This is a genomic window from Jeotgalibacillus proteolyticus, from assembly GCF_002926065.1.
GTDB classification, from domain to species: Bacteria; Bacillota; Bacilli; order Bacillales; family Jeotgalibacillaceae; genus Jeotgalibacillus; species Jeotgalibacillus proteolyticus.
Genome location: NZ_PREZ01000001.1, coordinates 425312 through 446820, shown reverse-complemented (window position 1 = coordinate 446820; position 21509 = coordinate 425312). Strand labels below are relative to the sequence as shown.

Genomic DNA, 21509 nt, shown 5'->3' with positions numbered 1-21509 from the left:
ATGTCTTCTATTTTAAAAGGAATTGCAGCGTCAAGCGGCATTGCAATTGCTAAGGCTTACCGGCTTGTAGAGCCGGATTTGTCTTTTGAAGAGACAAAAGTAGAAAATTCCGGAATGGAAGTTGAACGCTTTCAGGAAGCGCTGTCAGTTTCACGTTCAGAGCTGGAAGCAATTCGGGATCGCGCCAAGGTAGACCTTGGTGAAGACAAGGCTGCGATCTTTGAAGCACATCTTCTTGTTTTGAGCGATCCGGAATTAACAGGTCCGATCGAAGATAAAATTAAGCTGGAATCAGTAAATGCTGAAGCTGCTTTGAAAGAAACAGCGGATATGTTTATTACCATGTTTGAACAAATGGATAATGAATACATGAAGGAAAGAGCAGCTGATATCCGTGATGTAACCAAGCGTGTGCTTTCTCATCTTTTAGGTGTGAAAATTATTAATCCAAGCATGATTTCTGAAGAAGTAATCATTATTGCCGAGGATTTGACTCCATCAGACACGGCCCAGTTAAATCGTCAATATGTGAAGGGATTCACAACGAATATTGGCGGACGTACTTCCCATTCAGCAATCATGGCCCGCTCGATGGAAATTCCTGCTGTTGTTGGAACTAAGGAAGCAACAGTTGAAATTGAAAACGGCGATTTAGTCATTGTAGATGGATTGAACGGTGAAGTACATGTAAACCCTACAGAGGAAGTTATTGAGCAATATAAAAAGGAACAGGCTGGATTTGCTGAGCAAAAAGCTGAGTGGGCAAAGCTTGTAAATGAAGAAACTGTAACGAGTGATGGACAGCATGTAGAGCTGGCTGCAAATATTGGAACTCCTGCTGATCTAGAAGGAGTTCGTAATAATGGAGCAGAAGGCATCGGTCTTTACCGTACTGAGTTTCTTTATATGGGCAGAAACGAACTTCCAACCGAGGACGAGCAGTTCGAATCCTATAAAGCTGTACTCGAAGGAATGGAAGGAAAGCCGGTTGTCGTGCGAACGCTCGATATCGGTGGAGATAAGGAGCTTCCTTATTTAAACCTGCCTCATGAAATGAATCCATTTTTGGGCTTTAGAGCGATTCGTCTTTGCTTAGAAGAGACAGATCTATTTAAAGTGCAGCTGCGGGCCCTTCTCCGCGCAAGTGTATATGGCAACTTGAAAATCATGTTCCCGATGATCTCAACCTTAACTGAATTCCGTAATGCGAAAGCTCTTTTACTTGAAGTAAAAGAAGAGCTCGTTCAGGAAGGCGTTTCTGTTTCTGATGACATTGAAATTGGAATAATGGTTGAAATTCCATCTACTGCTGTCATGGCGGATCAATTCGCCAAAGAAGTGGACTTCTTCAGCATTGGAACAAATGACTTAATTCAATACACTATGGCAGCTGACCGGATGAATGAGAGAGTTTCTTATTTGTATCAGCCGTATAATCCTGCCATTTTACGCCTGGTTAAAATGGTTATTGATGCTTCACATAAAGAAGGCAAGTGGACTGGTATGTGCGGTGAAATGGCTGGAGATGAAATCGCAATTCCACTACTTTTAGGTCTTGGACTTGATGAATTTTCGATGAGTGCAACTTCTGTACTTCCTGCCCGTTCTCAGCTGGCAAAGCTTTCTAAAACAGAAATGGAATCACTTGCGCAGGAAGCGCTTGGGCTTTCAACCAACGAAGAAGTTATTTCTATTGTAAAAAACGCAATTAATTTGTAATACAACTGTTACAAAAAATGAGAATAATTTCGCAGAATGCGGGAAGTATAAGTAGTAGTACAAGCATACTTTTTCATTCTGATTTCCCTTTTTTGGACCGGATAACCCCCATTATCCGGTTCCTTTTTTTATTTAAACGGGTTTTTCCACTCCATAAGAACTGCATGGTCTGCTGATTCTTTATCCTCTATATACCCGGGCAAAAGACCGACCGGAACTCTTCCTGCTCCTATTAAAAAACTAAAAACTGAATCCCGCAGTTTTCCTTTTTTTAATTTTTCATAGTATTCTTCTGGAGATAATTCATGTGAGTATTTATAGTAGCCCGGTATTCTGCATCCGCCTGCAAGCCGGTCCGCATTCAAATTAACCACCGTTTCATAGGCAGCATTCATTAACTCCTTCCCAAGCCCAAGACCCCGGAAATCAGGGTCTACACATAAGTCAACTACATAAAGAGTGGACCCTTCAGGAGTGTGATTTCTAATAAAACCCGAATTGGTTATTTCATCCCATGTATGAAGTTCACCAGGTTTCAGGTCAACAAGGAGCGTTGTCATAGATCCTGCCATTGCCCCATCAACTTCAACACAAAAGGCACCTTCAGGAAACCGCGTTACATGTTCAGCTATTTGTTCTTTAGACCATAATAATTCCTCAGGGAAAGGAGGGGGAAAGGCATTTTGCTGAATATGGATGAGCTTATTAGTATCCTCAATTGTATAATTTCTTACTGTAATTGGCTTAAGCTCATTTTTTACATAAGCTAAAAAATCTTTTCTCATAGTCTTCACCTCTGACGTTATTATTATCTATTATCCTATCACAGGCAGTATAACTGTTTGCAATTTTCTAATTAAAAAGGGAAGATAAAAAGGAGGAGGGATTTGAATGGCAGAGTATAAAATTGGATTTATTGGAACTGGTGTCATGGGGAGAGGGATACTATCTCACTTACTTGAGGCTTCATTTGAGGTATATGTTTATACCCGAACGAAGTCTAAGGCAGAGTCGCTGCTTGAGCATGGAGCGAAGTGGCTTGATTCCCCTTTAGAGATAGCCCAAACATGCAACTTGATTTTTACAATGGTGGGATATCCCGAGGATGTTGAGGAGGTCTACCTGGGAGAAAATGGCCTGATTAGCAATGCTGAAAAAGGAACAATTCTTGTTGATCTGACAACCTCGACGCCAAGCCTGGCTGAAAAAATTGCAGCCAGTGCAAAAGAGCATGATGTAACAGCTCTTGATGCCCCTGTATCCGGCGGAGATATCGGTGCCAGAAATGGCACATTATCCATCATGGCAGGAGGGTCCAAAGAGGAATTTGACAAGGTAGAAGAGGTGTTTGGCTATTTTGGTGAAAATATTGTGTATCATGGGCCTGCAGGCTCCGGTCAGCATGCAAAAATGAGTAATCAAATCGTTATTGCCTCTACCATGATCGGAGTGTGTGAATCATTAGCCTATGCAAAAAAAGCGGGATTGGATCTAGACCTCGTCTTAAAAAGCATCTCAAAAGGGGCTGCCGGAAGCTGGTCTCTTTCCAACCTTGCACCGAGGATGCTTAAAGGAGACTATGAGCCGGGGTTTTATGTTCGCCATTTTATTAAGGATCTTAAAATCGCGCTTGAAGAGTCTGAGAAAATGAATTTAAGATTGCCTGGTCTTAATCTTGCGAAGGAATTATATGATGACATCGCAGGGGAGGGTCATGACGGAAGCGGCACTCAGGCATTAATAACCTTTTATACTTAAATTGAAAGAGGCTGGGACACATGTGAGAAGCTCCCTTTAAGGTAGACAGATTAAAAAATAAAAATCTGTTTACCTTGGGGGAATTTTTTTATGTCTACAAAAACATATTCTTATGAGTTCAAAAAGGACATTATCGAAGCTTTTGAAAAAAGAGAGTGCACCATAAGCGAGTTCTGCCTACAATACGATATCACTGAGATCTCATTAAGAAAATGGATTGAAAAATATGAGCGCTATGGGGTGGAAAGCTTACAGCGTTCAACCACCTGGAAACCCTACTCAAAAGCGTTAAAAGAAGCAGTTGTATTAGATTATCTTTCAGGCAAACATTCTCAGTATGAGATTGTCGAAAAATATGAAATCTCCAGTAGAGGTGTACTTCAGAAATGGATAAACAAGTATAATCATCATAGAGAATTAAAGGATACCTCAAAAGGGAGGACGAACTCTATGACGAGTAAAAGGAACACTACGTGGGAGGAACGGATCGACATTGCGCTGGATTGCTTGAAGAATGGAAAAAATTATCAGGAAACAGCGACGGTTCATCAGGTTTCGTATCAACAGGTTTATCAGTGGGTGAAGAAGTATGAGGACGGTGGGGAGGAAGCGCTGAAGGATCGACGCGGGAAGAAGAAACAAGAAGAGGAACTCACGCCAGAAGAGATAGTCAGCCGTCAAATGAAGAAGCTAGAAGAAGAAAATGAACGGTTACGTGCAGAGAATTTGTTTTTAAAAAAGTTAGAGGAGATCGAAAGGAGGCGAAAATAAGCCAAATCCGATTTGAGGATAAGTATATCGCCATTCAAGAGCTACACCACAATGAAAGGCTAAGCATTCGTTTACTTTGTGGCATTGCCGGTATTGCACGATCTGCCTACTATAAATGGCTAAACCGTACTCCTTCATCAAGCGAAACGCTGAATCAGGCCATCATCGAAAAGATGGAAGAGCTCTATGAAAAAGTGGACGGTATATTTGGTTATCGCCAAATGACCCTGCATCTGAATAAAGAGTTTACAGAGAACCTGAATCATAAAAGAATCTATCGATTGATGAAAGTGGCTGGATTACGCTCGGTTATTCGGATCAAAAAGAAGCAGTATAAACCTTCTTCCCCTCAACATGTGGCTGAGAATGTATTAAATCGTAAATTCACTGCCGAAAACCGAATGAAAAATGGGTAACGGACGTCACAGAGTTTAAATACGGTCAATCAAAAAAGGCCTATCTAAGCGCGATTCGTGATCTTTACGACGGTTCTATCATTAGTTATGTTCTGGGCCACTTCAATAACAATGACCTCGTTTTCAAGACATTCGATCAGGCTGTTTTACAGTTGATGGGTGAACAGCCTCTAATCCACAGCGACAGAGGGTTCCAATACACGTCTAAAGTGTTCAAACGTAAAATCGATGAAGCAGGCATGACACAGAGTATGTCACGGGTTGGACGGTGTATTGATAATGCGCCAATGGAGTCTTTTTTTGGCACAGTAAAATGTGAAAAGTATTATTTACATAAATATAGGACATATGAGGAGCTCATCACTGCGATAAAGGGCCTTAGCCCTATGGAATATAGAGCTAAAGCCGCTTGAATCCTTTTTATTATTTCCACTGTCTACTTGAGGGAGCAGTTCATGTTGTCTCAGCCTCTTTCCCCGGTTCATTGGGCTTCAGGGGGATGCTTTCCGCGGGACGGGGCTTGAGCTAACTTGCTTCGCAAGTGGATCTCAAGCTCCCGCTTCCTCCCGCAGGAGTCACCCCCTTACGCTCCATTCACCTCACGTTTCTAAAATTATTGTTAGGTCCCACCCTCTTTGATTTATTAATCTGATTCACTTAAATAACGTTCAATGCGCTTAAATGCCTCATGGATTTGGTCTTCGCTGCAGGCGTATGAAATTCGTACATACCCCTCGCCGTTCGGATCAAATGCAGTACCCGGTATTACACCTACCCCCGCTTTTTCAGCAAGCTCTACTGCAAAATCAAAAGAAGCTATCTCTATTGGAATTCCTGCCAGAAAATAAAAAGCACCATCGGGTTCAATTGTTTTAAAACCGAGTTTTCTTAAATAACTGCTGGTTAATTCCTTTCTTTTTTTATACGCTTCACGCATAGGAATAGCATCATCAATTCCTGCAGTGAACGCTTCTAAAGCGGCCATTTGTGAGATGGAGGAAGCACAGGAAACATTATATTGATGAACCTTTAGACATTGTGAAGCAAGCCATGCAGGAGCCATGAGGACACCAATACGCCATCCGGTCATGGAATGGGATTTTGAAAGCCCGTTTATCACAATGGTTCTGTCTTTTGCTATGGTGCCAATTGAGAAATGGTCCCGCCCGTAGGTCAGTTCACTATAAATTTCATCTGCAATAATCAGGAGGTCATGCTCCGATGCAACCCCGGCTATTTCTTCAAGCTCTTCCCCAGTAAGACTTACTCCGGTTGGGTTCGAAGGGTAAGGAAGAACAATACATTTAGTTTTCCCTGTAATGGACTTTTCAATTAAAGAAGCACTCAGCTTAAAGTTTTCAGTTGTAGTATCAATAAAAACAGGAGAACCTCCGCATTGATTAATAATCGGAGTATATCCGGGATAGACAGGGCTGGGCAAAATAACCTCATCTCCTGGGGACAGTATGGTTCTCAGGGCAGTATCAATTGCCTGGGAAGCCCCATTTGTCACGATAATTTCAGAGTCAGGAGTATAGTCAAGCTTATATTTTTTATTCATATACGTACTGATTGCTTGTCTTAGTTCGATGTATCCTGCGTTATGGGTGTAGGATGTATGATTTTCTTCTATTGCTCGTATCGCTGCACTTTTAATATGTAGGGGTGTCTCGAAATCCGGCTGGCCAATTGTAAGTGAAATCATTCCCTCTATATGCTGAATCCGGTTAAAAAATTGTCTGATTCCTGAAATCTGCATGTTTTGAACGTTTAGATTAATTTTAGAATTCAAGAAATGTACCTCCTTTTTATGCTACTAAGCTAGTTTATCATAGTTTATTCACTGTAAAAGTCATCGGGGTGCCAGTCACTAAATGAATGGTCAGGATTAAAAAAATGTATTAAGGCTATATCATATTATAGAAGTTTTTTGAAAGGAAGAATAGTATGATAAGAGCCATTGGTGTACAGCAGGACGGAACATTTCGAAGTAATTTGTCTATTGAGGAAATTAAACAGCATGAATTTCGGTGGTTTTGGGCTGATTTTAGTGAGCCAACGAGTGAAGAAAAAGATTTGTTTTCCACTACTTTTCATTTTCACCCTCTAGCGATAGAAGACTGCCTGGAAAAAGGCCATCAGCGTCCGAAAATGGATGATTATAATGACTATCTGTTTTTGTTGATTCATAGTCTTGCAAAAAAATCTTATGATGCAAGAAAGCTGAATTTATTTATGAATGAAAAAATGCTCGTCACTTTTCATTATGAACATCTTCAAAGTGTGGAAGATGTTTTTCAATCTAATGCTAATGGACTATTCTCAGAAGATCATGTTCCACTTAGATTCATGCATGCAATTCTCGACCGGATTGTGGATGAGTATTTCCCTTATGTATATGGAATAGAAGACCATTTGAATAATATAGAAGAAAGGACCGACGAGAACGCTACATATGATGTTATGGACAGATTATTTGATGTAAGGCATGATATGCAGAAGATAAGACGTTCACTAATTCCTCAACGGGATGTATTATACCGCCTATTGAACTCAGTTAATATCTCGCTTGACAAGGAGCAGCAATTTTATTTTCAGGATATTTATGACCATGTAATTAAGCTTGTTGAAATGCTGGAGTCTTACAGGGAATTTTCTTCGGATATCCGGGATAATTATATATCCGTTAGCTCGGATAAAATGAATAATATTATGATGACATTGACGGTTATTACGACTATTTTTATGCCTCTTACTTTCATTGCAGGGCTATATGGTATGAATTTTATTAATATTCCTGAATTAGAATTTCAAAACGGGTATTTCGTAGTATTAGGCGTGATGGGATTTATTGCGATTGTGATGTTTCTTGTTTTTCGAAAAATCGGCTGGCTTAGATTTTCACGGTCCCACAAAAAAAGAAGAAGACGTATTTTCTTACGGTGAACAGATCCTTCGATAGGGTCTGTTCTTTTTGTTTTCATTAAAAAATATCTTATGTAAAAAAGGTGTAAATAAGCAGGGAAATGGACTGGGTTAATGGAATAGGTAGAGCAGATGAATGGAGGGAGTTTATGTCAATAAACAGTCGAACTGCAACACAACCGCCAAGAAGCGGCTGGCAGCTTTATTTCTCACTGCCGATCTTATCATGGGCTTTATATGATTTTGCCAATACTATTTTTTCCTCCAATATTAATACCATTTTCTTTCCGTTTTATTTGGATGCCGTTATAGGTACGAATGCAGAAATGAGCCAGGTGGCAAGTACATTTATCTCTTATGCTAATGCTCTTGCCAGCTTTTTTTTAGTTGTGTTCTCTCCTTTATATGGGGTATGGATCGACCGGACGGGTCAGAAAAAAAGCTACATCGTCTGGTTTACTGCTATATCGATTGCAGCTACCTTCTTAATGGGTGCGTTTGCCCTCGCTAATAACAACCAGGAGTGGTTTGGACTTCCTGCTGTGCTGTTTTTAGTCGTCATCATGTTTGTAATAGCAAAATTCTTTTTTAACTCCTCTTTAGTATTTTATGATACGATGCTGAGCGATCTCGGCTCTAAAGAAGAAATTCCACTTATTTCAGGTTATGGTGTGGCAGTGGGCTATTTAGGGACGGTTGTCGGGCTGTCGGTCTATTTGTTTGTTCAGGAAGGAAGCCCTGAACAGGCATTTATCCCAACAGCGGCTTTGTACCTTATCTTCTCGCTTCCATTGTTTTTTTTCCTGAAGGATCCTCCTAAGAAGCAAACGCAGAAAAAGTCTTTTTTATCAGGGTATAAAGAGATTTATACTACATTTAAAGAAATGAGGCAGTACAAAAATATTTTCACCTTTATGGCTGCTTATTTTTTTCTTAACGATGCTATCGCAACGACTATCGCCATTATGGCTATTTACGCTACTGCTGTCGTAGGTTTTAACGGAGGTCAATTTATTATTCTTTATTTAGGCTCTACAATTGCTGCTATTATCGGTTCTTTTATATTCGGATACATTACAAAGAAAATCGGATCTAAAAAAGCAATCATTGCTGTTGCTATTATCCTTATTACAGCGCTGACCATTGCTGCTGCTGCTGTTGCTCAGTGGATGTTTTGGATTGCTGGAAGTTTGATTGGCATAGCCCTGGGTTCCATGTGGGTGACCTCAAGAACACTCATCGTAGAATTAACTCCGGAGGAAAAGAGAGGACAGTTTTTTGGACTGTTTGCGTTTTCCGGTAAGGTCTCTTCTATTATAGGACCTTTAGTATATGGAACCATTACGCTAACATTAAGAGAATATGGTGAATTTGCAAGCAGAGTTGCCATCTCTTCGTTAATCGTTATGGCATTAATAGGTCTGATTATCTTATTTAAAGTAAAATCCCCTCAACGGGCATACTAAGTGTTCAGCAAATTACTTGACTAACCCTGGAAGCCATTACTATAATGTAAATTGTGTTTTTTAATAATTATTTTAATCTGAGGTTGAAGATTACTCTCATTAATAAACTTGAGGGATTTTTATTTTGTAATGCTTAGGGAGGGCTTTGATAATGAAACTAAGAGCACAAATGCCAGAGTTAACTGGTGCAACAAAATGGTTTAACGGAGAAGTCAGCAGAGATGAACTCGTTGGTGAAAAACCTACACTTATCCATTTTTGGTCTGTGAGCTGCCACCTTTGCAAGGAGGCTATGCCTGAGATTAATGAATTGCGTGATGAATATGAAGATGATTTAAATGTAGTCGCTGTTCACATGCCTCGTTCTGAGGATGATTTGGACCTTGGCGTAATTGAACAGGTTGCACTTGGTCATGATATTTCTCAGCCTGTCTATGTAGATAGTGATCATAAATTAACTGAAGCGTTTGAAAATCAATATGTCCCCGCTTACTATGTATTTGACAAAGAAGGTCAGCTCCGTCACTTTCAGGCGGGCGGAAGCGGGATGAAGATGCTTCGTAAGCGTCTGAATCGTGTGTTAGGAACAGAAGAAAAGAAATAATCATAAACAAAAAATCAGCTGGGGTCCCACTCAGCTGATTTTTTGTTTGCAGACGTTATTCTCCGAGCCGTTTAAATACCGGCTTTTGATAGCTTCTTTTTTGTGCAGGCTTAATAGGGGTTCCTCTAAGACCGGTATAGGATTGAAGAATTGTTTTCGCTTCGCGTAAACCCATTCTTGTTTTAGGATTTCTGTAAGAGTCAGTTAATTCACCTAAGTGGGGGAGAGAGCTGAAGTCTTCTTTTTTAGGAGGCAGATGAAAAAAATAATCGCCGCACTTAACTAACAGATCTGAACGCTGTTGGCTATTGCCGGGATTCCTTGAAAATTGAAGCCCAATTTTTTCAGCCTTCCGTTCAGTCAGCAGTTTGTTTAACGCTTCTTTTTTCAGCTGGTACAGGAATTTAGGGTCAGATGCCGTTTTAGCATGTTTATTTACCGTGAAAATTGCCTGAGAAATTGAAGCAATATTTATATGGTTAGGGTCATGTTCATTCATGCCATCATTCCTTTATAGTATGATTTTTTTAAATTATAGCCCCTTATGAACATTTTGAAAAGAGCTGACCCTTACATATGAATGATAATATCAAACTTTTCCACGGCTCAGACAGAGGTTTGACTTTCCTCCAGTTCTCTGTATTGACAATTACTTCCCTGTGCTATACGGTTACTGTAGTGAAAAAAGTATGCCAAAGAAAAAGGAGCAAGTTTAATCGTGAAAAAAGGCATTAAATTAGATATTCTTCGTATTCCAGCAAGTCATGGGACAATTATTGTATATACTGAAGGTTTTGAAGAACCGAATAGTAAAGGAAGAGTTTATGCGGAGTTGAAGGGTCATTCTGTAACAGCAGTGGGCCACCATCGAAAACGCACAATTGTACGTGCGATCGCACAGCTTCATCAGCGTTTATCACTATCACAGGATTTTTCACAATAATGAACCTGAAAGCCCGTAATCTTAATGGATTACGGGCTTTGATTATTTTAAGAATTTAGCGTATACTTTAATGAGTGAATATTCATTCATTTAAAAGGGGGAGAAATATGGTCAGCAAAGTGTACATAATTACAGGCGGCTCAAGCGGGATGGGGAAATATATGGCTAAGAGGCTTGTTTTGGATGGCCATTCCGTTTTGATAACGGGACGAAATGAAAGCAGACTGCAGGAAGCACAGGAAGAATTGTCTAAGGATGCCTCCGGAAAAATTGAGATATTTCAGATGGATGTCAGAGAGCCCGAAATGGCAGTTGGAATGGTAGAAAAAGCAGTAGAGCATTTTGGGCGACTGGATGGATTAATTAATAATGCAGCAGGAAATTTTATCTGTCCGGTTGAAAAAATGTCGCCGAACGGATGGAAGTCAGTCATTGATATTGTTTTAAACGGTACTTTTTATTGTTCTAAGGCCGCTGGGGACTATTGGATTAAAAATAATATTAAGGGCAGTATGATTAATATGGTTGCAACCTATGCATGGGATGCAGGTGCGGGTGTGGCCCATTCTGCAGCTGCAAAAGCTGGTGTGCTTTCGCTTACAAGGACTCTGGCAGTAGAATGGGGTCATAAGTACGGTATTCGGACAAACGCGATTGCACCTGGTCCTATTGAAAGAACAGGAGGTGCTGAAAAGCTTTGGGAATCTGAGGAAGCGGCTAAAAGAACGATTCAGTCAGTACCCTTAAAAAGGCTTGGCACCCCTGAAGAAATAGCTGCTTTAGCTGCCTTTTTGTTTTCTGATGATGCAGCTTATATTAATGGAGAATGCATTACGATGGATGGCGGTCAATACCTGAATTCATTCCCTTTTTAGGTTGATTGAGATGAATAATCTTTAAAAAATAAACACATCCTATAAAAAAAGGATGTGTTTAAAATGACTGCTTTTTATGCAGGGTTGATCATCATATTAATCATGACTGGTATTGCAGGAATTGCTTTAACCTTGAGGATCGCCAACCTTAAATCAAATACCGAAGATGGCAGAGATGAGTCGGTCTCAGGCGCGGTAAGAAGGCATTCAATTGTCCTGAACCCGATTTTTTTAACTTATGTTATTGCAGGAATTTTGATTATGGGATACGTGGTGTACTTAATCATGATTACGTAAAAGCCGGCAGGAGGGGAGCTCCCTATCTGCCGGTTTTTTTAATCACACGGAATTTTTAAGCAAGCAGCCAATTCATCAAGGTTAAAGCCTCTTATTACATGGTCGTTATCCACAACTATGGTTGGGGTAGAATAAGATTGAAGCTTATTAATCATATATTGTTTGGAGTTTTCGTCTTTTTTAATGTTTATTTCCTGAAAAGAAATTTCGTATGCCTGCAAAAACTTTTTAACGATTTCACACGGCGGGCATTGTGGCTGAGTATACAAAACCACCTTATGCATTTCCTTCACTTCCTGACTGTAAATAATTTTGAACCTATACTTAGTTTGTCGTATGAATGGATTTGTGTCAAAATATATGCAGACACAAAAATAATTCAATGGTAAATAAAGACTGCTTTTTTTAAGAAACAAACGGTATGATCTTATAGGAAGTTGTGGTATAGTATACCTTGTTTTGTAAAGAGGATATTTGGGGAAAAGAAATACTACATAGCTGTTCCCGACGTTCAGCTGAGAGCAGGGCTATATACAAATGCAGGAGTGCTGATGATTAATTGTCTATGAGTTTAATCGTCTGAGCAGACGCACTAATATACAACCTCTGAAGACAGCAGGTATACAAAAACTCTGCTATAAATTTATTTGAAGGGAGAATTCCTTATGTCACAATCACAATTAATGGGCATTATTCAGCGCTTGAAAACGCTGCAGGAACAAGATGATTCAGGAGACGTACAATCAAGATTTTTTGAGGTAAACGGAAGAAGAGTTTGTCAGGTTAAATATTTTTCTGGCAACGATACGTTCGAGCTTGAAGTATACGATAAGGATAATAAAGCACAAAAATATCCTTTCGATAATATTGATATGACAGCTATTGAGATCTTTGAACTGCTTCAGGAAGAAAACGAGAGATAAGAATGGCAGCCGGCTACCGGCTGTTTTTTTTTTATGTCGTCACGCTGTCTTCAGGTTCGGTCTTATCCTTTTATTGTGGTATGATTAAATAGGAATGTTTTAGAAAAAAGGGGTTATTAAACATGATTTCTATTGATCATAAAGATTTTTTAGAAACGTCTATTAAAGAGTTTGTTATACCGTCAGAAAAAATAGCGCATGTACAGCCTGGCAATACAATAGAACACGCACTGCTGCTATTGACGAAAAGCGGTTATTCAGCCATACCGGTACTCGACATGGATTATCGTTTAAAAGGATTAATCAGCACACAGATGATTACCGACTCCATTTTAGGACTTGAGAAAATTGAATTTGAACGGTTGGATGAAAAAAGAGTTGATGAAGTGATGGAAAAAGACATCCCTCATTTGAAAATGACAGACCAATTTCAATATGCACTGAATTTACTCGTTGATCATCCTTTTCTATGTGTAATGGGTAAAGATGGCTACTTTCAGGGGATTATGACCAGAAGGGTAATGCTTAAGCAGCTTCAAAGGCATATTCATATGCAAATTCAGCGCACGTAGCTACAGGAGAACTTTATGGATCAAACTGATAATAATACACAAATTAAACAAAAGTATCGTCCGTTTATTCTGGCGTCCGTCATGCTGGCTATGTTCGTTGGGGCAATTGAGGCAACAATTGTTTCAACAGCTATGCCGGCTATTGCTGCGGATCTGGGTGGCTTTCAGCTTTATAGCTGGGTTTTTTCCTCTTACCTTCTTATGAGTACAGTCTCTGTTCTTATCTATGGTAAGCTTTCGGATTTATTTGGCCGCAGACCTGTCATGACGTTTGGTATGGTTCTTTTTTTAATTGGATCCATTTTGTGCGGATTTGCCGTTTCAATGGAGTGGCTCATTGCATTTCGATTTATACAGGGTATTGGGGCTGGTGCTGTACTGCCGATTGCCACTACAATAGTAGGGGATATCTATACAAAAGAAGAACGGGCGAAAATTCAAGGGTATTTATCAAGTGTTTGGGGCATTTCGGCGATTATGGGCCCGGCAATAGGCGGCCTGCTTGTTGAAACAGTAGGCTGGCAATATGTGTTCTGGGTTAATATTCCGCTTGGCATTCTGTCCCTGACCGGCCTTTGGATTTTCCTAAAAGAGGATATTGAAAAGAAGAAACGTTATGTTGACTATAAAGGTGCCGCTTTTCTAACTGCAACCTTAACAATTTTATTGTATTTATTGGTGGAAGGCGGAGTCTCAGTTTCCTGGACCTCCTGGATCGTCCTGGCTCTTATCGCTGCTGCCCTAATGTTTCTTACTTTCTTTATTCGGCATGAGCTCACAGCTGAAGATCCGATGATGCCCTTTTCCATCTGGAAAAATCGATCCATTTTTATCGCTAACGTAGTGTCCCTCGCGACTGGGGTGCTCCTGATTGGAATATCGAGCTATCTCCCGGCTTTTGTTACAGGTGTGATGGAGCAAAGTGCCCGTGTGGCGGGCTTTACTTTAACAGCTATGTCGATCGGCTGGCCGATATCAGCCGTAGTCGCAGGAAGACTGCTGATTAAAATCGGTTACTATCGGACTTCTTTAATCGGAGGCTGCGCACTCGTAACAGGAGCTGTCTTTTTTGTGCTGATGGATCCTTCCTACGGACCACTGTGGGCTGCAATGTCTTCCTTTTTTGTTGGAGTTGGAATGGGCCTTACCACAACCTCTTTTATAGTTTCTATTCAAAGTGCTGTTCCGTGGAACCAGCGCGGAGCTGCAACTGCTGCTAATATGTTTATGCGAAACCTTGGAAGTACAGTAGGTGTAGCTCTTTTGGGAGGTATTCTTAATTCTCAGCTGCGCAGTTCATTTAAAGAAAGCAGCCTGGAAGAAGTGAGAAGCTTTGATGTAAATGCTGTAAATGAACTTCTTACCGCAAGAGGGAGGGAATCATTGGATCCTTCTGTTTTAGATGTTTTACAGCAGGCAATGACAACAGGATTGAATTCTGTCTACCTGGTCGTGTTCCTGTTTGCTGCAATCAGCCTGGTGCTTATCTTGTTTTTACCAAAAAATGATCGCTCATCATAAGGAGTTTGACTATATGAACCGTTCTGATTACCGTCTGCTGGTTATTCTGGCACAGGAAATGAATATGAGAAAAGCAGCTGACCGCTTATTTGTCTCACAGCCAGCCCTGTCCCAGAGGCTTCAATCGATTGAAAAGGAATGGCAGCAGCAGCTTTTTCTCCGCTCTCAAAAAGGGGTAACATTAACCCCTGCCGGAGAGGTTGTTGTTCAAATGGCTAAAGAGATCCTGGCAAAGGAAGAATCCATCAGTGAGCAGCTGCAACTAATGGATTCAAAGGTTTATGGAACATTAAAAATTGCCTGCGCTTCGATTGTCGGGCAAAATTGGCTGCCAAAAGTTTTAAAGAGTTTTGTCGAGGCGAACCCGCAGGCAAGAATTTCTCTTATTACAGGCTGGAGCAGCGAGATCCTTCAGGCTGTTTACGACGGAGAAGTTCATGTAGGAATTATAAGAGGGACTCCTGATTGGAAAGGCCCGAAAATGCACTTATTTCAGGACCAGCTCTACCTCGTAGATAAGGAAATCGAACGCCTTGAAGATCTAAATAAAACGACAAGACCTTTTATCCAGTTCAAAAGTGATTCTACCTATTATCAGGAAATTCAGGATTGGTGGAATAAGCATTTTAAAATTTCACCGAGGCAAAACATTTTGGTGGACCAGATTGAAACCTGTAAGCAGATGGCGTTAAACGGGATTGGCTATGCTATTTTGCCGTCAATAACGCTGACAGGAGCTGAAGGGGATATTCATAAGATACCGCTTCAGTCAGAAGAGGACAGTACGCTTAAAAGAGATACATGGCTTTTGGGTTATCAATCTTCGTTTGAATTGCCGCAGGTAGAAGCCTTTTCAAAAGTGGTGCAGGAATACCTGGATGAAATGACGATTGAACCTTAACGAATTACTTGTTTTCGTTTACTTTTATCTGTTAAAGTAGAAGAGCATGATTCTATGTGCAGTTTATTTTCGAAGGGAGACATATCATTATGAAACAAATGGATGCAAACGAAATTATTTCCTACATACAAAATGCTAAAAAGTCTACTCCGGTTAAAGTGTATTTAAAAGGAGTGGACCTGGACGCTCTTTCTTTTGGAGAAGGCGTTCAAACATTTTTGTCTCAAAAATCGGGTGTTGTTTTTGGTGAATGGGCAGAAATTTCAGAGGTAATCAATCGCAATAAATCTGCAATCGAAGATTATGTAGTTGAAAACGACCGACGCAATTCAGCTATTCCTCTGCTTGACCTAAAAGGAATAAAAGCTCGTATTGAGCCGGGCGCGATCATTCGTGATCAAGTAGAAATCGGAGATAACGCGGTTATTATGATGGGCGCTTCTATTAACATTGGCTCTGTAATTGGAGAAGGCACAATGATTGATATGAACGTGGTGTTAGGCGGCAGAGCTACAGTAGGCAAGAATTGTCATATCGGTGCAGGTTCTGTACTTGCAGGAGTGATTGAACCACCTTCAGCACAGCCTGTAATTGTCGAAGACGATGTAGTTATAGGAGCAAATGCTGTTGTTCTTGAAGGAGTTACTGTTGGAAAAGGCGCTGTTGTAGCAGCTGGAGCAATCGTTATTGAAGATGTGCCTCCATATACTGTAGTTGCAGGAACACCAGCTAAAGTCATCAAGGAGATTGATGAAAAAACAAAATCTAAAACGGAAATTAAACAAGAACTCCGTCAGCTATAAAAGACTAAAGACGCAGAATTTGTTCTGCGTCTTTCTTTTTATACAATGAAAATGAATCACTTCAGCATGATACCAAGCTTTTGATAATAGAGGAGTGAATGTAGTAATGAATCCATTCGTAGGAATTAGAAGAGAGCTTCATAAAATACCTGAAACAGGCTTTCAGGAGTTTAAAACTCAGGCTTATTTACTTAATTACTTGTCAAGCCTTCCGCAGGAGCATATTGAAATAAAAAAATGGGAAACAGGTATCTTTGTATTCGTCAAAGGAACTGCACCGGTAAAAACAGTGGGCTACCGCGCCGATATTGATGGTCTGCCCATTATGGAACAATCGGGACTTGAATTTTCATCAGAACACCCAGGCTTCATGCACGCATGCGGCCATGATTTTCATATGTCTATTGCACTTGGTTTATTAACGGATGTTGTAACTTCCCGGATAGAAAACAATATGCTTTTCCTGTTTCAGCCTGCTGAAGAAGGGCCTGGGGGAGCAAAAGAAATGCTTAAAACAGATATTATGAAAGAATGGTGGCCTGATGAAATCATGGGTCTTCATATTGCCCCGGAATATAAAGTGGGGGAGATCGCAACAAAGCCAGGCTTATTATTTGCGAATACCTCAGAGCTGCATATTGAACTAAGAGGGAAGGGCGGTCACGCAGCCTATCCTCACAAAACCAGGGATATGATTGTGGCGGGTGCGCATTTGATCACACAGCTGCAGTCCATTGTCTCACGAAGTGTTGATCCGCTTGATAGCGGGGTCGTTACTGTGGGGAAGCTTGAAGCGGGAACGGTCGGTAATATAATTGCTGAGACGGCAGTATTAAGCGGTACGATGAGAACCTTAAACCCTGAAACGATGATCATTCTAAAATCAAGGGTAGAAGCAATTGTAAAGGGGATTGAAACAGCATTTGAGTGTGAGGCTTCAATTGGTTTTAACCAGCCGTATTATCAGGTATACAACGATGAAGCGCTGGTATCTGAGTTTATGGATTATGCAGCCTCATCAACCTCTGTAAGAGTAATTAAATGCAAAGAGGCTATGACAGGCGAGGATTTTGGATATTTTCTTAAGGAAATCCCAGGTTTTATGTTTTGGCTGGGAGTTGATTCAGAGCATGGCCTGCATCATGCAAGACTTAACCCAGATGAAGAAGCTATACCTGTTGCAATTGATTTAATTAGCGGGTATGTAAGAAAATAAAAAGGGGCTGGGACAAATATGTCTCAACCACCTAAACCCGGTTCACTGCGCTTCAGGCGGACGCTTTCCGCGGGGCGGGGCTTGAGCTAACTTGCTTTCAGCAAGTGGATCTCAAGCTCCCGCTTCCTCCCGCAGGAGTCGCCACCTTCCGCTCCGTTCACCTCACGTTTTAAACTTATTGTTCTGTCCTAAACTCTTTTTAACTGAAAGTCACTTTGTAAGGTTAACCTGATGTGGAAACGGGATTTCAATGCCATTTTGATCAAAGGCTTCCTTAATCTCTTTTCTAAGCGCCCGTTCAACACTCCATTGCTCCATATTTCGTGTTTTAGCAATAACGCGAAGCACAACGTCAGAATCACCCAGATCCTGCACGCCAATAACATCTGGTCCTTCAATGATCGCATCATTTTCAGCGGCAATTTTAGCACATACGGACTGCATTACAGTGATTGCCTCGTTTACGTCATCGTCATAGGAGATTCCAATATCAACAAGTGCCTGCATATTTCCTCTGGAGTGGTTGCTCATCCCGTTTATTTCTCTATTTGGAACATAATGAAGTGTTCCGTCAAAGCCGCGGATTTTCGTTTGTCTTAACCCGACTTCTTCACATATCCCGGAAAATTCTCCGGTTGTAATATAGTCGCCAACATCAATTTGTTTTTCTAGCAATATGAAAAACCCTGTAACCACATCACTGACCAGACCCTGAGCGCCAAAGCCGATGGCAAGGCCAATAATTCCGGCACCTGCTATCAGGGCAGTCACGTCATAATTAAAAACCTGAAGCACCGTTACAACTAAGATAAAAATAAGGCCATAGCCAAATACATTTTTCGTTAATCCTTCTAAGGTTTTTGCTCTATTTACAGAGACATTTTCCTTTTCCTGATATCGTTCAAATGTTGTTGAAATGACTCCATTGCCTATTTTTCGAACGATAATAAATGCAATGATAATGGCAACTACCTTTATAGCAATTATTCCGATTGTAATGAGGAGGGCACCCCAGTCATAATCGATCAGTCTTTGACTTACTACACTTAACAGTAAAATTCCTTGCAATTTTCTCACCCTTTCCCATTTCAGCCTCGAATGTCTGTAAATCCCTCCTTTCTTTTCCCTATCCATTTTAAAACAAACACATTGTTTTTCGTATAGCGATAGAAAGACCAGGTTAATAATGATTATCAGATAAGGCTAATAATTGACTACATATGTCGATTATATTATCATGTGAGTTGTGAGATTTTCAATGAGCGACGGAAGCTCATGACCGATTCAAATTATTTGGAGGGATTTACAATGGCAGAACGTATGGTAGGAAGACAAGCACCGCGCTTTGAAATGGACGCAGTACTTGCTAATAAAGAATTTGGTAAAGTAAGCCTTGAACAAAACATGAAGGATGACAAATGGACAGTATTATTTTTCTATCCAATGGATTTTACATTCGTTTGCCCGACTGAAATCACTGCGATGTCAGATCGTTATGACGAATTTGAAGATCTGGATGCTGAAGTAATAGCTGTTTCTACTGATACAATCCACACGCACTTAGCTTGGATTAATACTGAGCGTAAAGACAATGGTCTTGGCGATCTTAACTACCCGGTTGCTGCTGATACAAATCATCAGATTTCCCGTGATTACGGTGTATTAATAGAAGAAGAAGGAGTTGCACTACGCGGACTGTTTATTATCAGCCCTGAAGGTGAACTTCAATATCAAACCGTTTTCCATAACAATATCGGCCGTGACGTAGACGAAACACTACGCGTCCTTCAGGCATTACAAACTGGCGGACTTTGCCCTGCAAACTGGAAGCCAGGTCAAGCTACACTATAATCTCATTCCTATGAATGCAAAAGGATCAGTCAAAAGACTGATCCTTTTTTTGCATGGAAAAGGTAAGCTGACCATAGTCCATTTAGCTGAAAAATGCTTATTTTAAAAAAATTCAAATAGTAGTGGTATTATATTTCGAAAACCGATATATTTAATAATGTGTTTTTATTGTGAAAGGAGGAAGAGCATGGACATCTTTCAAAAATTAAAAGATTTTTATTGGCCTCATCGAAGGTACTTCATTATTTCGATTGTATTCCTGTTCCTGCTGACGGGGATTACGGTGGTATATCCGGTCATTTTGCAGCTGACGATTGACGAGGTAATACTGGAAGGGCGGTATTCATTAGTTCCGTATCTTGCACTCGGTTTCGTTGCCATCATGGCAATAAAGGGAGTGGCAACCTACATATCCCAATATAATGGGGACATTTTTGGCATTATTTCTGTCTATGATTTGCGAAATAAGCTGTATACGAAATTACAGCGCCTTCCTTTTCAATATTATGATAATGCCAAAACCGGAGACCTGATGTCGCGTTTGACCGCTGATGTGGAAATGTTCCGGTTCTTTTTATCATTTGGCTTTGCAGAATTAATAAGACTGGTGCTCCTGCTTCTCGTTACCATTAGTGTAATGGCCTACTATTCTATTCCCCTGACACTCGTTACCTTGTGTACGATTCCGTTTTTAGCTGTTGCCGTTTACCAGTTTGATAAAAAAGTTCACCCGGCATTCCGTAAAGTAAGGAAATCCTTTGGCCAGCTGAACACGAATGTTCAGGAAAATATAAGCGGAATTAACACAGTGAAGTCTTTATCCAGAGAAGAGCATCAAATTGGTAAGTTTAATGATTCGAATGGCGATTATAAAGATAAATACATAATGACAGCTGGAATATGGGCAAAATATTTTCCGTTAATGGAGTTCCTCGGTAATGCCAGTGTCGTGCTTCTTCTCGGATACGGAGGAACTCTGGTCGTTAACGGATCATTGACTCCCGGCGAGCTGACAGCATTCTACAGTCTGGTAGGCTTTATTATTTGGCCAATCATGAACCTTGGATTTACAATCAATCAGTTTTCGCAATCAAAAGCTTCCGGTGAACGTTTACTGGAGATTTTAGAAGCCAATGAAGCGATTAGTGATAAAGAAAACGCCATACCTTTACTAAGTGGTAAGGGAGATGTTGTTTTTGATAATGTAACGCTTCAATATACCTCAGAGGATGAAAAGGCATTGGACCAGGTTTCTTTTAAGGTGGATAACGGGAAAACCATCGGCTTAATTGGAGCCACAGGATCAGGGAAGACGAGTGTCACTCAGCTGATGACTAGATTTTACGAAGCCACTGAAGGAAACGTTTTGATTAATGAAGTCGATGTACGCGACTATACCTTATCTTCACTTAGAAAAAATATAGGGTTTGTTCTGCAGGAGTCCTTCCTGTTTTCGTCTACAATCAAAGCAAATATCGCATACGGCAGGCCCGATGTGTCGTTGGAAAAAGTTCAGGAAGCGGCAAAAAGAGCACAGGCTCACGATTTTATTATGGAGCTCCCAAATGGCTACGATACAATGCTTGGTGAAAGAGGGCTTGGTTTATCCGGAGGTCAAAAGCAGCGAATCGCCATTGCAAGAGCGATTTGTCTGGACCCAAGCATCTTAATACTGGATGATGCAACAAGCGCAGTGGATATGCAGACAGAAATCAATATACAAAAGGCCCTTTCAGAGGTAATGAAGGGGAGAACAACCTTTATTATTGCCCACAGAATTTCTTCATTAAAACATGCTGACGAGATTCTGGTTTTTGAAAATGGGAAAATTACAAACAGAGGAACACATGACAGTTTAATTCATGAACAGGGTCAATACCAAAGAATCTTTAATATTCAATATAAGGACCAAAAGAAAGTGTTGCAGCCGCAACCTGAAGCGAGGTGA

21 protein-coding genes and 1 pseudogene are annotated in these 21509 nt (G+C 40.5%); 17 read left to right on the top strand and 5 right to left on the bottom strand.

The window, feature by feature from the left end:
* A complete protein-coding gene (gene ptsP / locus C4B60_RS02315; protein WP_104056329.1) occupies window positions 1-1719 on the top strand; it encodes a phosphoenolpyruvate--protein phosphotransferase in 1719 nt (572 codons plus the stop codon).
* A gap of 128 nt (window positions 1720-1847) precedes the next feature.
* Here ptsP and C4B60_RS02310 read toward each other — a convergent pair whose 3' ends face one another.
* A complete protein-coding gene (locus tag C4B60_RS02310; RefSeq protein ID WP_104056328.1) occupies window positions 1848-2504 on the bottom strand; it encodes a GNAT family N-acetyltransferase in 657 nt (218 codons plus the stop codon).
* Between the two features lie 106 nt (window positions 2505-2610).
* On the opposite strand from C4B60_RS02310, the gene C4B60_RS02305 reads away from it, so the two are divergent.
* Both C4B60_RS02305 and C4B60_RS21965 read left to right on the top strand, forming a co-directional pair.
* Window positions 2611-3477: an NAD(P)-dependent oxidoreductase gene (locus C4B60_RS02305; RefSeq protein ID WP_104056325.1), complete on the top strand. Its 867-nt coding sequence runs from the start codon at window positions 2611-2613 to the stop codon at window positions 3475-3477.
* A gap of 90 nt (window positions 3478-3567) precedes the next feature.
* Window positions 3568-5077: pseudogene (locus C4B60_RS21965) on the top strand (IS3 family transposase).
* Between the two features lie 230 nt (window positions 5078-5307).
* Here C4B60_RS21965 and C4B60_RS02285 read toward each other — a convergent pair.
* A complete protein-coding gene (locus C4B60_RS02285) occupies window positions 5308-6456 on the bottom strand; it encodes an aminotransferase class I/II-fold pyridoxal phosphate-dependent enzyme (RefSeq protein WP_104056316.1) in 1149 nt (382 codons plus the stop codon).
* A 155-nt stretch (window positions 6457-6611) separates the two neighbouring features.
* Here C4B60_RS02285 and corA point away from each other — a divergent pair, with 155 nt between their 5' ends.
* The 3 genes from corA to C4B60_RS02270 all read left to right on the top strand — a co-directional run bounded on the left by corA (window position 6612) and on the right by C4B60_RS02270 (window position 9659).
* Entirely contained in the window at window positions 6612-7610 is a 999-nt protein-coding gene (corA, locus tag C4B60_RS02280) for a magnesium/cobalt transporter CorA (RefSeq protein ID WP_104056314.1), read from the top strand.
* Window positions 7611-7738: 128 nt separating this feature from the next.
* A complete protein-coding gene (locus C4B60_RS02275) occupies window positions 7739-9055 on the top strand; it encodes an MFS transporter (RefSeq protein WP_104056312.1) in 1317 nt (438 codons plus the stop codon).
* Between the two features lie 151 nt (window positions 9056-9206).
* The gene (locus tag C4B60_RS02270) at window positions 9207-9659 is read left to right on the top strand and encodes a TlpA family protein disulfide reductase (protein WP_104056310.1); all 453 of its coding nucleotides are present in this window, start codon (window positions 9207-9209) and stop codon (window positions 9657-9659) included.
* Between the two features lie 55 nt (window positions 9660-9714).
* Here the strand turns inward: C4B60_RS02270 and C4B60_RS02265 are convergent, their stop codons facing one another.
* Window positions 9715-10158, bottom strand: a complete 444-nt coding sequence (locus tag C4B60_RS02265) for a YkyB family protein (protein ID WP_104056308.1) — start codon at window positions 10156-10158, stop codon at window positions 9715-9717.
* A 219-nt stretch (window positions 10159-10377) separates the two neighbouring features.
* On the opposite strand from C4B60_RS02265, the gene C4B60_RS02260 reads away from it, so the two are divergent.
* The 3 genes from C4B60_RS02260 to C4B60_RS02250 all read left to right on the top strand — a co-directional run bounded on the left by C4B60_RS02260 (window position 10378) and on the right by C4B60_RS02250 (window position 11774).
* Window positions 10378-10602, top strand: a complete 225-nt coding sequence (locus C4B60_RS02260; RefSeq protein ID WP_104056305.1) for a hypothetical protein — start codon at window positions 10378-10380, stop codon at window positions 10600-10602.
* Window positions 10603-10709: 107 nt separating this feature from the next.
* The gene (fadH, locus tag C4B60_RS02255; RefSeq protein WP_104056303.1) at window positions 10710-11477 is read left to right on the top strand and encodes a 2,4-dienoyl-CoA reductase; all 768 of its coding nucleotides are present in this window, start codon (window positions 10710-10712) and stop codon (window positions 11475-11477) included.
* Between the two features lie 63 nt (window positions 11478-11540).
* Complete coding sequence (locus tag C4B60_RS02250) at window positions 11541-11774, top strand: hypothetical protein (RefSeq protein ID WP_104056300.1); 234 nt, start codon at window positions 11541-11543, stop codon at window positions 11772-11774.
* 38 nt (window positions 11775-11812) lie between these two features.
* Here the strand turns inward: C4B60_RS02250 and C4B60_RS02245 are convergent, their stop codons facing one another.
* The gene (locus tag C4B60_RS02245) at window positions 11813-12058 is read right to left on the bottom strand and encodes a glutaredoxin family protein (RefSeq protein ID WP_104056298.1); all 246 of its coding nucleotides are present in this window, start codon (window positions 12056-12058) and stop codon (window positions 11813-11815) included.
* A 381-nt stretch (window positions 12059-12439) separates the two neighbouring features.
* On the opposite strand from C4B60_RS02245, the gene C4B60_RS02240 reads away from it, so the two are divergent.
* The 6 genes from C4B60_RS02240 (at window position 12440) to C4B60_RS02215 (ending at window position 17710) form a co-directional block, all read left to right on the top strand.
* A complete protein-coding gene (locus tag C4B60_RS02240) occupies window positions 12440-12697 on the top strand; it encodes a YkuJ family protein (RefSeq protein ID WP_104056296.1) in 258 nt (85 codons plus the stop codon).
* Between the two features lie 122 nt (window positions 12698-12819).
* Window positions 12820-13269, top strand: coding sequence for a cyclic-di-AMP-binding protein CbpB (gene cbpB, locus C4B60_RS02235; protein ID WP_104056294.1), 450 nt, complete (start codon window positions 12820-12822; stop codon window positions 13267-13269).
* Between the two features lie 15 nt (window positions 13270-13284).
* Window positions 13285-14790, top strand: a complete 1506-nt coding sequence (locus C4B60_RS02230; protein ID WP_104056292.1) for an MDR family MFS transporter — start codon at window positions 13285-13287, stop codon at window positions 14788-14790.
* 13 nt (window positions 14791-14803) lie between these two features.
* Window positions 14804-15691 (top strand): transcriptional regulator CcpC, encoded by an 888-nt coding sequence (locus C4B60_RS02225; protein ID WP_104056290.1) that lies wholly within the window; start codon window positions 14804-14806, stop codon window positions 15689-15691.
* Window positions 15692-15780: 89 nt separating this feature from the next.
* A complete protein-coding gene (gene dapD, locus C4B60_RS02220) occupies window positions 15781-16494 on the top strand; it encodes a 2,3,4,5-tetrahydropyridine-2,6-dicarboxylate N-acetyltransferase (protein ID WP_104056287.1) in 714 nt (237 codons plus the stop codon).
* Window positions 16495-16600: 106 nt separating this feature from the next.
* Window positions 16601-17710 carry an N-acetyldiaminopimelate deacetylase gene (locus tag C4B60_RS02215; protein ID WP_104056285.1) on the top strand — a complete coding sequence of 370 codons (1110 nt, stop codon included), beginning with the start codon at window positions 16601-16603 and terminating at the stop codon, window positions 17708-17710.
* 210 nt (window positions 17711-17920) lie between these two features.
* On the opposite strand, the gene C4B60_RS02210 is transcribed toward C4B60_RS02215, so the two are convergent.
* Window positions 17921-18778 carry a mechanosensitive ion channel family protein gene (locus C4B60_RS02210; protein WP_245153846.1) on the bottom strand — a complete coding sequence of 286 codons (858 nt, stop codon included), beginning with the start codon at window positions 18776-18778 and terminating at the stop codon, window positions 17921-17923.
* A gap of 240 nt (window positions 18779-19018) precedes the next feature.
* Between C4B60_RS02210 and C4B60_RS02205 the strand changes: the two genes are divergently transcribed.
* Both C4B60_RS02205 and C4B60_RS02200 read left to right on the top strand, forming a co-directional pair.
* Entirely contained in the window at window positions 19019-19561 is a 543-nt protein-coding gene (locus C4B60_RS02205; RefSeq protein ID WP_104056282.1) for a peroxiredoxin, read from the top strand.
* 187 nt (window positions 19562-19748) lie between these two features.
* Window positions 19749-21509: an ABC transporter ATP-binding protein gene (locus C4B60_RS02200; RefSeq protein ID WP_104056280.1), complete on the top strand. Its 1761-nt coding sequence runs from the start codon at window positions 19749-19751 to the stop codon at window positions 21507-21509.

What these genes read in the sequence shown, in the direction of transcription:
- ptsP (WP_104056329.1), top strand. Translation starts at nt 1, where the DNA reads ATGTCTTCTATTTTAAAAGGAATTGCAGCGTCAAGCGGCATTGCAATT.
- C4B60_RS02310 (WP_104056328.1), bottom strand. Translation starts at nt 2,504, where the DNA reads ATGAGAAAAGATTTTTTAGCTTATGTAAAAAATGAGCTTAAGCCAATT.
- C4B60_RS02305 (WP_104056325.1), top strand. Translation starts at nt 2,611, where the DNA reads ATGGCAGAGTATAAAATTGGATTTATTGGAACTGGTGTCATGGGGAGA.
- corA (WP_104056314.1), top strand. Translation starts at nt 6,612, where the DNA reads ATGATAAGAGCCATTGGTGTACAGCAGGACGGAACATTTCGAAGTAAT.
- C4B60_RS02275 (WP_104056312.1), top strand. Translation starts at nt 7,739, where the DNA reads ATGTCAATAAACAGTCGAACTGCAACACAACCGCCAAGAAGCGGCTGG.
- C4B60_RS02270 (WP_104056310.1), top strand. Translation starts at nt 9,207, where the DNA reads ATGAAACTAAGAGCACAAATGCCAGAGTTAACTGGTGCAACAAAATGG.
- C4B60_RS02265 (WP_104056308.1), bottom strand. Translation starts at nt 10,158, where the DNA reads ATGAATGAACATGACCCTAACCATATAAATATTGCTTCAATTTCTCAG.
- fadH (WP_104056303.1), top strand. Translation starts at nt 10,710, where the DNA reads ATGGTCAGCAAAGTGTACATAATTACAGGCGGCTCAAGCGGGATGGGG.
- C4B60_RS02250 (WP_104056300.1), top strand. Translation starts at nt 11,541, where the DNA reads ATGACTGCTTTTTATGCAGGGTTGATCATCATATTAATCATGACTGGT.
- C4B60_RS02245 (WP_104056298.1), bottom strand. Translation starts at nt 12,058, where the DNA reads ATGCATAAGGTGGTTTTGTATACTCAGCCACAATGCCCGCCGTGTGAA.
- C4B60_RS02240 (WP_104056296.1), top strand. Translation starts at nt 12,440, where the DNA reads ATGTCACAATCACAATTAATGGGCATTATTCAGCGCTTGAAAACGCTG.
- cbpB (WP_104056294.1), top strand. Translation starts at nt 12,820, where the DNA reads ATGATTTCTATTGATCATAAAGATTTTTTAGAAACGTCTATTAAAGAG.
- C4B60_RS02230 (WP_104056292.1), top strand. Translation starts at nt 13,285, where the DNA reads ATGGATCAAACTGATAATAATACACAAATTAAACAAAAGTATCGTCCG.
- C4B60_RS02225 (WP_104056290.1), top strand. Translation starts at nt 14,804, where the DNA reads ATGAACCGTTCTGATTACCGTCTGCTGGTTATTCTGGCACAGGAAATG.
- dapD (WP_104056287.1), top strand. Translation starts at nt 15,781, where the DNA reads ATGAAACAAATGGATGCAAACGAAATTATTTCCTACATACAAAATGCT.
- C4B60_RS02215 (WP_104056285.1), top strand. Translation starts at nt 16,601, where the DNA reads ATGAATCCATTCGTAGGAATTAGAAGAGAGCTTCATAAAATACCTGAA.
- C4B60_RS02205 (WP_104056282.1), top strand. Translation starts at nt 19,019, where the DNA reads ATGGCAGAACGTATGGTAGGAAGACAAGCACCGCGCTTTGAAATGGAC.
- C4B60_RS02200 (WP_104056280.1), top strand. Translation starts at nt 19,749, where the DNA reads ATGGACATCTTTCAAAAATTAAAAGATTTTTATTGGCCTCATCGAAGG.